The following is a 12255-nucleotide window of genomic DNA, read 5'->3' as shown; positions in this document are numbered from 1 at the left end:
CCATCGAATCGACCGACGTGGCGCCGAAGCAGTCGACCAGCAGCCGGTCGGCGTAGTGGTCGGACTCGAAGCCCTCTCCGACCAGGGGACGAAGGTCTCGAGGGCTCGCCAGCAGGTCCTGATGGCCCAGCGTGAGCACGCGCCCGAGTGGTCCACGCGCCTCGTGCTCGTACACCAGGAACCTGACGATGTTCGCGTTGACGCCCACACGGCGAGGCTACCGGCGCGGCGCGGTGCCGAACGCGTGCCGAACGCGGTGCCGAACCCCGGGCCGGCTCGTCCCGGAACGGCGTGTGGGCGGGCCGATTCGGGCAGGTACCAGCGCCGACGGGCCACGTGGTGGAGCCGATCGGTCTTGCTAGCGTCGAGCGGTCGAGGAGGACAGGTGAAGCTGAACGACGCGCTGAAGACGGTGGGCCGGACCGGCGTCCGATCGGCGCGCTCGGTGCTCCACCGCTTCGATCTCGACGTCGTTCGACGCGGGCCGTCGAGCGCCTCCGACGTTCCGGCCGAGACGGTGCAGATCTGGGAGCGCGTCTCCGACTACACGATGACGTCGTTCGAACGGGTCTGCGCCCTCGTCAACGCCGTCGACTACGTGGTCGTCAACGAGATCGAGGGTGACTTCGTCGAATGCGGTGTGTGGCGAGGAGGGTCCGCCATGGCGATCGCCCTTCGCCTGCAGCAGCTCGACGCGACCGATCGGCGGATCCAGCTCTTCGACACCTTCACCGGCATGACGGCGCCGGGCGAGCACGACGTCTCGGCCGCCGGCGTCCATGCGTCCGAGACGTTCGAGGCCCTCGCCACCGGCACACAATCGTCCAACTGGGCGTACGCGTCCGAGGACGACGTCCGGCGCAACATGACCTCCACCGGGTACCCGATGTCGAACGTGCGCCTGGTCGCCGGCATGGTCGAGGACACGATTCCCGAGCTCGCCGCCGACGCGATCGCGCTGCTCCGGCTCGACACCGACTGGTACGAGTCGACGCGCCACGAGCTGGTGCACCTCTACCCGCGTCTTGCCCACGACGGCGTCCTCATCATCGACGACTACGGCCACTGGGCGGGCTCGCGTCGCGCAGTCGACGAGTACGTCACCGAGCACGGCTTGCGGTTGCACCTGGCGCGGATCGACGCGAGCGGCCGCATCGCCGTCAAGCAGTCCGAGGTCTGACGCTCGGGGCGGGGCCGCGATCGTCGGCGGGCGTCAGCGGCCCGCGGCGGCGCGCCGCCGGTGGGTCGCCACGGCGGTCGCGTAGAGGTCCACGAGCTCGGCGAGATAGGTCTCGCGGGTCTGGGCGCGCGCCGACGCCTCCGGCCGCGGGCCGCTCGGGTCCGCCGCGAGCGCCGCCCGGCAGGCACGCGCCACGTCGTCCTCGTCGAACGGGTCGAACAGCAGCTCGTCCCGTCCCGCGCACAGTTCGGGGATCCCGCCGAGCCGCGAGCCCAGCACGCGGCACCCCGACGCGATCGCCTCGATGACAGCCAGCGGTGCGATCTCGGGCCACCGCGACGGGAGCACCAGCACGTCGCAGCGGCGCATCGCATCCAGCGTCTCGGCAGCCGACAGCCGGCCGGTGAACTCCGTCGCCGCGCCGCGGCGCTGCGCCGCTGCTCGGCAGCGTTCGAGGTCCTCGCCCTCGCCGATGACCCGGAGGTCGTCGAGCAGCTCGACCGGCGCGACCTCGATGAACGCTGCGAGCCCCTTCTCGGGTTCGACACGGCCGGCGAAGACGAACCCGGATCGATCCGACGGGGCGCCCTCGGTGGGCGGTGCCGGCTGGGGGTTGCGGAGCACGGCTGCCGTGGCACCGAACGATCGCTCGAACACGGCGGCCTGCGCGGGGCTCGGGCAGACGATCAGGTCGAGGTCGGATCGGCGATCGACGATCCGGTAGCCCGCGACGTGCTGCACGAGCCGTGCCAGCGATCGAACCCGGGAGACGTCCCAGCGCGACGTGACCAGCGACCGTGCGGACAGGTGCGTGAGATCGACCGGCCTCATCTGCCCGTCGACGTGGCGGCAGCCGGACGGGTTGGGGCACGCGAGATGCCAGTCGTGGGCCGTCACCAGGCTGGGGACGCCCAGGCGGGCCGGCACCGAGAGCACGGCGGGGGACAGTTCGTGGTAGACGTTGTGCAAGTGGACGACGTCGGGCTCGACCTCGTTCACCAGTCGGGCGAGCGCGGTGCGGGCCGCCCGGTGGTGCACGAAGTTCACCGCGTTGCGCCGATGGCCCGGCACGTCCTCGCTGCTGAAGACGTGTGCGGCGATGCCCGCCCCCTCGAGCAGCTCGGCCGTGTCGGCGACGACTCGTTCGGCGCCACCGAGGCTGCGGTAGTCGTTGACGAGGACGACGCGGCCGATCGACGGTGCGTCCGGTCGCACGCCCGCCGTGTCGCGCGGTCGGCTCATGCCCGGTCGTAGCCCCACAGCTCCACGAGGTCGCGGCCGAGGAGCTCGCTCAGGGCCGTCACCTCGGGGCGGTAGAACCGCCGGAGCGTCGCCACCGCTTCGTCGTCGATGGCGAGATCGACCGAGCGTTCGGTGTAGAGCGCGCGGGCGACGATCGGGTTGCGCTTGAGCCAGCCGAGGATCTCGGGCCGTCCGATCCGGCGGAGGCCGCCGGCGAGCTGCTTGCCGGCCTTGGCCACGACCGCCGAGCGAGCCCGGGTGGGCACGTTGCGCCGGCTCTCGACGTCGGCGGGGCGATGGCGCGAGAGGCCGAGGACGTCCTGGATGTCGTGCAGGGTCTGCGCGGGATCGTTGCGCAGGTCGTCGTAGGTGTACACGTGCAGCGCGTCTCGGCCGACGCGCTGCATCCAGTAGTCGAGGTAGTTGGAGACGAACCCGCCTGCTACGACACCGAGGTCCTTGGAGACCACCTGCTGGAACGTCGATCCGGCCGGCTCGTTGCGGCTCATGTAGGTCGCGATGCTGCGCAGCCAGTCGACCGGCTCTCGAACGCACGCCAGGATCGTGGCCCCGGGGAGGTCGCATGCGATGCGGTCGGCCGCGATCGGCACGTGCAGGTAGTCGTGCGAGATGTCGATGCGGATCTTCCGGTCGCACCCACGCTTGAAGTGCTCGGCGTACCAGTCGAGCCCACGCTCGTACTCACGATCGAAGAAGTAGACGTCCTTGGCGGTCGGCACGAAGGCGTCGGGGTGGGAGGCGAGGTTCTCGGCCAACCACGTCGAGCCGGCGCGGGCGACGCCCACGTAGACGGCGTTCGGCAAGCAGGATCGGGTGGCAGGGGAGGTTTCCATGCGGGAGTCGTCGTCGATTCTGTCTGGCGGCGGGCACGCCATGGCCCGGCGTCAGGCCGGCGGGGGAACGATGAGGGCCACCGGTAACATCCCGGAATGCGCACGGCGCGCCACGTTCCCGCAGATCAAGGCGTCCTACCCTACCATCGCGTCCTGGCCGCGACCTTCGAGTCGATGGTGCCCGACGGCGGCTCGGTGCTCGACGTCGGCTGTGGCAACGGGGCGTTGCTCGGCCTGATCGCGGGCCGTCGCCCCGACCTCCGACTCGCCGGCATCGACGGCGACCCGCTGATGGTCGAGCTCGCGGCCGAGTCGACGGGTGCCGACGTCGACGTGGTCGATCTCGACGACCTCGACGCCGCGACGGTGGGTCGGTTCGACGCCGTGGTCTGCTGCCACGTCCTCGAGCACCTCACCCGCCCGCTCGACGTGCTGGTCGCGATGCGGTCGAGCCTGACCGACCGGGGCAGGGCCGTTCTCGCCGTGCCGAATCTCGTGTCGCCGATCCCCATCATCAACGCGGCGGCACGCCGCGAAGCGGCGAACGAGGGTCATCTCTACGGGTGGGATCGGCCGCACTTCCAGCAGCTGTTGCGGGCGGCCGGCCTCGACGTCGAGCGGTGGGTCACCGACAGCGTGCAGGTCGTTCCGGGCCGCAACCGCGAGAACGTCCCCGACTGGGTCGACCGCTTCCAGGTCGCCCTCGGGCGGGCGATGCCCTACCTGTGCGAGAGCCTGATCTCGGTCACCCGTCCTCAGCCCGAGAGCGCCTGACCGACCGCTACTCGGTGGTGCGGTCGAGGCTCCACGGCACCAGCTGCGGCACGTCGCTCTCGGTCCGTCCCGCCACCTCGACCGTCCACCGTTCCTCGCTCGCGAGCGGCGAGGGCTCGAACGTGACCCTGTCGCCGATCGGCTGACCCGCCGGCTCGAGCTGCAGTGCGATGTCGGCGGTCTCGCCCGGGCCGATGTCGATGAACGCGGAGTAGGCGTTCAGGCCCGCCTCGAAGCCGGGATCGAGGCGGAGCTCGGCGCCGTCGATCGACGCACTGGACACCGTCCTCGTCAGGTACACGGTGAGCCAGAGGCGGCTCCAGCCGTCGGGGAGCCCCACCGAGTTGCCGATCACGTAGTCCGGGTATCCCTCGCTCGGCGCGCCGTTGGTGAGTCGGAGCCGCAGCTCGTCGTGCTCGGCGGCGGTGCGGTACTCGTACGACCTGCGCAGGAACGTGTCGATCTTGTTCCCGCTCGCGTTGACCACGGTGACGGCGACGCCGTCGGCTCCGTCGAGCCCGCTGAGGACGGTGCCGTCCATGCCCGCGGTCGAGATGACCGCCTGTTCCGCGGCGTCGCGGGCCCATCCCATGAGGCGGCGTTGGTCGACCATCGGCGCGAGCGCCCGACCGAGATCGATCGGATCGGGGGGATTGGTCGTCAACAGGGCATCGAAGGTCTCGCGGGCGACCGTCTCGAGCAGGTCGACGCGCTCCTCCTTCGAGCCGACCGACGTGTACTGCTCGAGCAGGAGGAAGTCGGCGGTGGTGGCGCCCGTGAGCGGCTGTGCGGCCCCCTCGACCTCGAGTGGGCCGATGAGTCCGACGAGCGCCTCGGTCGCGAAGACGTCGAGGCTGATGACGCCGTCGATCGGGCGGCCACCGCTCTGCGGGTAGAGCTCGGCGGCGACCTGCGCCGTCGACGGGAAGTTCGCCGAGATCGTGATGTTCGACCACGGGACCTCCCCCACGACCAGGTCGGGGCCCTTCCTGAAGCCGAACTGGCTGTAGCGAGCCAACCAATCGGTCGGTGCCTCGACCAGCCGGCGGGGCCGATCGCCGGCCTCGTTGAGATCGGTGTGGCGGCCGAAGTTGCTCATCGTGATGCGCCCGTCGTCGACCGTCAGCTCGGCGTAGTTGCCCATGAACCCGCCCTGGCCGCGGGCCTCGGCGGGCGTGGTGAACATCACGAGGTAGACGCGTTCGCCGTTGGCGCCGAGGATCGCCGGAGCGACCTCGAGCGCGGCGACCGCCTTGTCGCCCAGCTCTTGCTGCTCGTCGATCTCGAGCTGCAACTCGTCGAGCTCGTCCTGGATCGGTGACACCAGCCAGTCGCTCCGCGCGTCGTCGACGGCGCCCTCGAGCTCGCCGAGCGCCGATTGGAGCTCGCGCATGGGAGCCTGCAGCGACCGCACCGCGTCGACGTCGATGCGACCGTCGACGATGCGCAGCGAGTCGAGGTCGACGGCGCGCAGCTGGCGTTGGATCGTCTCGGTCGCAGCAGCGGCCGCGCCCGACAACGCGGCTCCGGCGTTGCGATGCTGGCTCGCGATCGGGACGAGTCGGGATGCCTGCGCCCACGGCGCACCGAGGTCGTCGTCGGCGCGGGCGAACGCCGCCGCCGCCCGCTCGAAGGCTTCCTGAGCGAGATCGAACTCGCCCGACGTCAGCAGGCGAAGGCCCTGGTTGGCCGTGCGGTTGCCCTCGCGCAGGTCGGGCTGCGCCGAACTGCCGGCGGCGAGGATGCCGAGCACGCCGATCGCCGCGATCGTGGCGGCCGCGCCGAGGGCGTAGCCGGCGAGACGTCGTTCGCGGCTCGAGCGACGCCAGACCCCGAGGCCGGCCACCGTGGCGACGAGCACGATCGCGATCGCGGAGTTCGTGCCGAACCAGCGCAGCTCGCGGGCCATCGACAGGACGAGCATCGCAGCGCCGGCGACCGCGGCCCGCTCGATCGGCTGGCTGCGTCGGATCGCACCGACGGCGAGCGACAGCCCGAAGACGCCGACGCCGATCAACAACGGACCGACCGGCGGCGCGATCGCTGCCGCGACCGCCGCCACGCCGCTCAGCGCCCACCACGGTGCGCTGGCCGCCGCCCACACGGCGCCGGCGGCGACGAGCATCAAGAGCACGACGTCGATAACGGCCGACCCGGTCGGGCTGAGGCCACGGAGCGCGAGGCCCAGCCCGGCGAGCGCTCCGATGCCGAGGACCGCGCGCTGGTCGGTCCCGCGCACCTTGATCCGTCGGTTGGCCACGGGCCGGGAGGCTATCTGGCACGTGCAGGCGCCGGTCGGCGTTCAGCGCCCACAACGGGTAGCCTCTGGCCTCCGTATGGACCACCTGCCCGACGAGATGACGCTGCGCGACTACCTCGCGGTGATCCGGCGTCGCTGGTGGATCGTCGTCGGCGCATTCGTGGTCACGACGGGCATCGCGCTCGGCCTGTCGGCCACGCAGACGGCCGTCTACGAGGCCGAGGCGCAGATGCTGGTGCAAACGCGCACGACCGATTCACTGTTCGACACCGGTGTCGATCTTCGCGGCAGCGATGCCACGCGTGCGGTCCAGACCGAGATACGGGTGCTGGAAGGCGAGCGCGTGCAGACACGGCTCGAGCAGAACCTCGGCCTCGACAGCCCGCCGCCAGCGGTGAACGCTCGCGTGCTCGGTGCGACCGACGTCATCTCGGTCAGGGTCCGCAGCACCAATCCCGAGACGGCGCAGACCCTCGCCAACGCGTACGTCCAGGCGTACATCGACGAGCGGCGCGAGCAGGCCGTCGACGATCTGATCGCGGCCAGTGCGCAGGTCCAGACGAAGATCACCGAGCTGCAGGGCCAGATCGAGTCACTGCCCGAGACCGATCCCCAGCGCAGCGCGCTGCTCGCCCAGCAGTCGACGTTCCGCCAGACGCTCAACCAGCTCCAGGTCGACACGGCCCTCAAGACGGGCGGGGCCTCGGTCGTGAAGTCGGCCGACATCCCCACCGACCCGGTCGAGCCGACACCGCTCCGCACCGGCGCGCTCGCCGGGGTGGTCGGCTTGCTGCTCGGGCTCGCCGCGGCGTTCGCGATCGACTACTTCGACGACTCGGTGCGCTCCGAAGAGGACCTCGAACGGCTCTCGCCGGTGCCGGTGCTCGCCGTGGTTCCGGTCGACACGCCGCCCGACAATCGGCCCGTCGCGATCAGTTCGCCCGGAGACTATGCGGTCGAGACGTATCGCGGACTTCGCACCAATCTGCAGTTCCTGGCCCTCGACCGGCGCATCAAGGTGATCCAGGTCACCAGCTCGCTTCCCGGCGAGGGCAAGACCACCACCGCCACGAATCTCGCGTGCGTGCTCGCCCAGGCGGGCAAGTCGGTCGTCATCGTCGACGCCGACCTCCGGCGGCCACGGGTCCACGAGGTCTTCGCGACGCCGTCCGCGCCGGGCGTGATCGACCTGCTGGTCGGCGAGGCGGTCGCGGTCGTCGCCCGCCCGCTCGAGATCGCCGAGGGCACGACGCTCACCGTCGTACCGTCCGGAACCGTACCCGGCAACCCCGGTGAGCTGCTCTCGAGCCAGCGGTCGCGCGACATGCTCGGCCAGCTCGCGCAGGAGTTCGACTACGTCGTCGTCGATTCGGCGCCCGTGCTCCCGGTGGCCGATTCGATCGCGCTGGCCGGCGGCGTCGACGCAGTGCTCTTCGTCGCCCAGTCGAGGCGGACATCACGCCGGCAGGTGGCCGAGTCGCTCGAACGTCTCGGCCGCGTGCACGCCCCCGTCGTCGGCCTGGTGCTCAACCAGGCCAGCAAGACCGGCACGTCGGGCACCTACGGCTACGGGTATTCCTACGGTCCCGAGGGCGCCGACAACACGCCGCCCGACAGCTTGACGGTCGGCATTTCCACGCCGGTCGACGAGCCTGCGGGGCTGTCGAGCAAATAACCCCCGTGCGCACATCTTCGCTGGACAACGGGCCCTTTCCTGTTATGATCCGGCCAGGTTGTCTGAGAAGAGGAGTACCACACCCATGAAGAAGATCGCAGCCGCACTCATGATCGCGGGCGCCGCCCTGATGGCCGGTGGCGCGGTCGTCGATGCCTACCCGCCAGGCAGCGGCCCGTTCACGGCCGAGCCGACGTCCCCGATTCCCGGCCAGGACTTCACGATCACGGTCGACGACTGCGCTGTCGGAGAAATCGTCATCTTCAGCTTCCCGCTGCCGGTGGGCGCCGTGGTCGTCAACGAGCCGTGTGTGGCCTCGGGGGGGACCCCAGCGTTCATGCTCGGCTTCCTGGCCGCGCCGGCCACGGGGACCGCATCGGCCACGTTCACGGCGCCGGATGCGCCCGGCACGTACACGGGCAGCGCCGAGTACTCGGGCCGCACGCTGAACTTCGTCATCACCGTCCAGGCCGCACCCACGACGACCACCACCGCAGCACCGGCCGGTGGCCTGCCCGCAACCGGTTCCTCGAGCGGCAACACGACGATGATCATCGCGACCGTGCTCCTGCTCGCCGGCGCCGGCATGTTCGGCGTGGCGCAGGTTCGCCGCCGCCAGGTCGTCGCAGGCTGACCAGACGTTCTTCTGTCAACAGACAACCTGCGAAGGAGCGCTGCCTCGGCAGCGCTCCTTTCGCGTGTGCCACGTCCCTGTCGCGTGTGCCGCGTCCCTGTCGCGTGTGCCACGTCCCTGTCGCGTGTGCCGCGTCCCTGTCGCGTGTGCCGCGTCGCCGTGACCCGCGTTGGCTAGCCTCGTTTCGGCCATGAAGCACTCCGCCCTCGCCCTCGGGATCACCGGCGTGATCTCGGTCGGTGCCGGCGTCGCTATCGCCGGGCTGCCGAACGATCCGCCCAGCGGCGAGCTCGTCATCCGCGCCGGCGCGTCGACCACGACCACCACCACGACCACGGTTGCCGCCCCCGCGGCGACGATCGCACCGTTGACCACGGACGAGGCGACCGGCACCACCGAGGCGACCGAGTCGACCGACTCGTCGTCGGTACCGGTCGACGACGGCGACGATCCGGCGGGCGGGCCCGACACGACCGACGTCGCGGGGGAGCTGGGGGACGACGGTTCGCAGGTGGACGACGACGGCGACGACGCCGGCGACGACGCCGCCGAGGCGATCGACCCGGTCGAGGCCGAGCGTGATCGTGGCGATCTGGTCGTGGCGACCGTCAACGCCAGCGGGGTCGGTGGCATCGCCGGCGAGACCGCCGAGCGTCTCGAGCCGCTCGGCTACAACGCCACCCCCGCCGATGCGGTCCGCCTCGCCGATGTGAGCACCGTGTACTTCGCCGACGGCCTCACCGCCGAGGCCGCCCGTCTCGCGATCGATCTCGGCTGGACCATCGGCGACATCGCTCCGATGACCGAGATGCCGGCGTTGCGGACCGAGCGGATCTACGAGCTGGTGGCGTTGATCGGGACCGATCAGGCGTGAGCGAGATGCCGGCGTTGCGGACCGAGCGGATCGACCGGCTGGTGGCCGTGATCGGGACCGATCAGGCGTGACCGAGATGCCGGCGTCGCGGACCGAGCGGATCGACCGGCTGGTGGCCGTGATCGGGACCGATCAGGCGTGACTGAGATGCGGGCGTTGCGGACCGAGCGGATCGACCGGCTGGTGGCGTTGATCGGGACCGATCAGGCGTGACCGAGGCCCGGATCCTCGTCGTCTGCACCGCGAACGTCTGCCGCTCACCGGTCGTCGAGCGGCTCCTCGCCCGCCATCTCGGGCCCTCGTTCGAAGATCTGCGCGTCACCTCGGCCGGTACGCACGGCGGCCGCCTCGCCGTCCACGAACACACGGTTCGCGCCGCACGCGAGGTCGACGTCGACCTGACCGACCACGCCAGCCGTCTGCTGACCGAGCCGATGATCGTCGAGGAGGGCGCCGACCTGGTGGTGACGATGACACGCGAGCACCTTCGCGACGTCGTCGGCCAGGTACCCGATGCGTGGCCGCGCTCGTTCACGCTGAAAGAGCTGGTGCGGCGGGCCCTCGACGTACCGATCGGGGTCGATGGGTTCGACGCCTGGGTTCGCGCCGCGAGCGACGGCCGCCGGGCCGCCGACCTGATGGTGCCGTCGGCCGATGACGACCTGTCCGACCCCTACGGGGGACCGTTCGCCGGGCACGTCGCCATGGTGGGGGAGGTCGACCGGCTCGTGCGTCGTCTCGCGCAGCTGGTGCCCGACGCCTGATCGCGCCACGGACGCGAACGAGGCGGGCAGCTGGAGTGCTGCCCGCCTCGCTGTCCGATCGGAGGGGGGATGTCGATCGGTTGGGGGGAGATCTTCGCCCGGCGGTTCGGTGGGGGGAGGAAACCGCCGGGCTGAGAAGGGGAATCAGGTGGTGGCCGCTGCCTCCGCCTGCTCGGCGAGCTCCTTGCGGACCTCGTCCATGTCGAGCTCGCGTACCTGGCGGAGCAGGTCGTCGAGCGCCGACTTCGGCAGTGCGCCCGGCTGGCTGAACAGCTGGATGCCGTCGCGGAAGATCATGAGCGTCGGGATCGACATGATGCCCAGCGAACCGGCGAGCTGCTGCTCGGCCTCGGTGTCGATCTTGGCGAACGTCACGTCGGGGTTCTCCTCGGCGGTCTGCTCGAAGATCGGGCCGAACTGACGGCACGGCCCACACCACTCGGCCCAGAAGTCGACGAACGTGATGCCGTCGCCGGTCACGGTCGATTCGAAGTTCTCGAGGTTGAGTGAGGTGGTCGCCACCGTGGTCTCCTTTGATTGCGTTCGGAAGTTGAAACGCAACCCGGGCCGCCGGTATTCCATCGGGGCGTGTGCCCCCGGTCACCCGGGCGACCAGGGGCGCGTCTCGGCTGACAGCCGGGCGAAGGGGCGGGTACCGTCACGGTCATGACACCCGAGGCACCCATGACGCCCGAGGCGGCGCTGCTGCGCGTGATCCACTGCCTCGACCGTGCCCTGGCCTCACCGTTCAAGACCAAGGCGTTCGTGAGGGCGCTGGACGTCGTGCGCTCCACCGACCCGGTCGAGATCGCCGAGCGCGCACGCGACGAACGCCTGCAAGAGCTCGACGGCATCGGCGACGCCACCGCGTCGGTCATCACCGAGGCACTCGCAGGTCTCGTTCCTGCCTACCTGACCAAGGTCGAGGCCGAGTCGGAGGTGCCCCTCACCGACGCCGGGGCCGTCTACCGCGCTGCGTTGCGCGGTGACTGCCATCTCCACTCGACCTGGAGCGACGGCGGCGCCGAGATCGAGGCGATGGCCATGACCGCCATCGAGCTGGGGCACGAGTACATGGTGCTGACCGACCACTCGGCGCGCCTCACCGTCGCCCACGGGTTGAACGAGGAGCGTCTCGCCCGGCAGCTCGTCGAGATCGAACGCATCAACGACGAGATCGCCGCCGCCGGCCACGACTTCCGGATCCTGACGGGCATGGAGGTCGACATCCTCGAGGACGGGTCGCTCGACCTGTCCGACGAGATGCTGGGCGAGCTCGACGTCGTGGTCGCCAGCGTGCACAGCAAGCTGCGGATGGACCGTCAGCCGATGACCGAGCGGATGGTGATGGCCGTTGCCAGCCCCCACGTCGACATCCTCGGGCACTGCACCGGCCGGATGATCGGCAAGCGCCCCGAGTCGTCGTTCGACGCCGACTACGTCTTCGCCGCCTGTGCGCAGTTCGACACGGCGGTCGAGATCAACTGCCGGCCCGAGCGGCTCGACCCGCCGCGACCGCTGATCGATCTTGCGATCGAGTACGGGTGCTGGTTCTCGATCGACTCCGACGCACATGCCACCGGACAACTCGAGTGGCAGCCGCACGGCTGCAACCGTGCGGCCGAGCGAGAGGTGCCGATCGAGCGGATCGTCAACACGATGTCGCGCGACGATCTGCTCGCCTGGGCGGGCGCGTGACCGATCCGGGCCCCTTGATCGGGAGCGGCCGCTCCGCAGACATCTACGACGTCGGTGCCGGGCGTGTCCTTCGGAGGGGTCGGAACGGACCGATCTCCGAGCACGAGGTCGTTGCGATGCGCACTGCGCACCGGCACGGCTTCCCGGCGCCCGAGATCTTCGAGGTCGAGGGCACCGACATGCGGATGGAGCGCGTCGACGGCCCCGACTACCTGTCCGTGCTGGCCCGCAGGCCGTGGCGCGCGGCGCGCATCGGTCGGATGCTGGCCGATCTTCACCGCCGGCTGGCGTCGGTCCCGA

The 12255-nt window shown here is 70.6% G+C and carries 12 protein-coding genes and 1 pseudogene; 8 read left to right on the top strand and 5 right to left on the bottom strand.

Annotated features, from left to right (window positions below; all coding sequences use genetic code 11):
• The coding region (locus tag QNJ12_RS21890) for a hypothetical protein (RefSeq protein ID WP_300625958.1) at positions 1–208 on the bottom strand (208 nt) is incomplete at its 3' end.
• 177 nt (positions 209–385) lie between these two features.
• Here QNJ12_RS21890 and QNJ12_RS21885 point away from each other — a divergent pair.
• Complete coding sequence (locus QNJ12_RS21885; RefSeq protein WP_300625956.1) at positions 386–1180, top strand: TylF/MycF/NovP-related O-methyltransferase; 795 nt, start codon at positions 386–388, stop codon at positions 1178–1180.
• A 33-nt stretch (positions 1181–1213) separates the two neighbouring features.
• Here the strand turns inward: QNJ12_RS21885 and QNJ12_RS21880 are convergent, their stop codons facing one another.
• Both QNJ12_RS21880 and QNJ12_RS21875 read right to left on the bottom strand, forming a co-directional pair.
• Positions 1214–2422, bottom strand: coding sequence for a glycosyltransferase (locus tag QNJ12_RS21880; RefSeq protein ID WP_300625954.1), 1209 nt, complete (start codon positions 2420–2422; stop codon positions 1214–1216).
• The gene (locus QNJ12_RS21875; RefSeq protein ID WP_300625953.1) at positions 2419–3276 is read right to left on the bottom strand and encodes a sulfotransferase domain-containing protein; all 858 of its coding nucleotides are present in this window, start codon (positions 3274–3276) and stop codon (positions 2419–2421) included. The genes QNJ12_RS21880 and QNJ12_RS21875 overlap by 4 nt, the downstream gene beginning before the upstream one ends.
• 96 nt (positions 3277–3372) lie before the next feature.
• Between QNJ12_RS21875 and QNJ12_RS21870 the strand changes: the two genes are divergently transcribed.
• A complete protein-coding gene (locus QNJ12_RS21870; RefSeq protein ID WP_300625952.1) occupies positions 3373–4050 on the top strand; it encodes a class I SAM-dependent methyltransferase in 678 nt (225 codons plus the stop codon).
• 7 nt (positions 4051–4057) lie between these two features.
• Here the strand turns inward: QNJ12_RS21870 and QNJ12_RS21865 are convergent, their stop codons facing one another.
• A complete protein-coding gene (locus QNJ12_RS21865) occupies positions 4058–6310 on the bottom strand; it encodes a DUF4012 domain-containing protein (protein WP_300625950.1) in 2253 nt (750 codons plus the stop codon).
• A 76-nt stretch (positions 6311–6386) separates the two neighbouring features.
• Here QNJ12_RS21865 and QNJ12_RS21860 point away from each other — a divergent pair, with 76 nt between their 5' ends.
• From QNJ12_RS21860 to QNJ12_RS21845, 4 genes are all read left to right on the top strand, one after another.
• Complete coding sequence (locus QNJ12_RS21860; protein ID WP_300625948.1) at positions 6387–7985, top strand: polysaccharide biosynthesis tyrosine autokinase; 1599 nt, start codon at positions 6387–6389, stop codon at positions 7983–7985.
• 85 nt (positions 7986–8070) lie between these two features.
• Positions 8071–8619 carry an LPXTG cell wall anchor domain-containing protein gene (locus QNJ12_RS21855; protein ID WP_300625946.1) on the top strand — a complete coding sequence of 183 codons (549 nt, stop codon included), beginning with the start codon at positions 8071–8073 and terminating at the stop codon, positions 8617–8619.
• A gap of 190 nt (positions 8620–8809) precedes the next feature.
• Entirely contained in the window at positions 8810–9493 is a 684-nt protein-coding gene (locus QNJ12_RS21850; protein ID WP_300625944.1) for a LytR C-terminal domain-containing protein, read from the top strand.
• Between the two features lie 209 nt (positions 9494–9702).
• Positions 9703–10257, top strand: a complete 555-nt coding sequence (locus QNJ12_RS21845; protein ID WP_300625942.1) for a hypothetical protein — start codon at positions 9703–9705, stop codon at positions 10255–10257.
• 144 nt (positions 10258–10401) lie between these two features.
• On the opposite strand, the gene trxA is transcribed toward QNJ12_RS21845, so the two are convergent.
• Entirely contained in the window at positions 10402–10779 is a 378-nt protein-coding gene (gene trxA / locus QNJ12_RS21840; RefSeq protein ID WP_300625940.1) for a thioredoxin, read from the bottom strand.
• Positions 10780–10923: 144 nt separating this feature from the next.
• Between trxA and QNJ12_RS21835 the strand changes: the two genes are divergently transcribed.
• Both QNJ12_RS21835 and QNJ12_RS21830 read left to right on the top strand, forming a co-directional pair.
• Complete coding sequence (locus QNJ12_RS21835; RefSeq protein ID WP_300625938.1) at positions 10924–11955, top strand: PHP domain-containing protein; 1032 nt, start codon at positions 10924–10926, stop codon at positions 11953–11955.
• Between the two features lie 116 nt (positions 11956–12071).
• Positions 12072–12255: pseudogene (locus tag QNJ12_RS21830) on the top strand (serine/threonine protein phosphatase); the annotation flags it as partial.

Origin of the sequence: Ilumatobacter sp. (genome assembly GCF_030065885.1) — a bacterium.
GTDB lineage: Bacteria > Actinomycetota > Acidimicrobiia > Acidimicrobiales > Ilumatobacteraceae > Ilumatobacter.
This window is presented reverse-complemented; position numbering and strand designations above follow the sequence as displayed.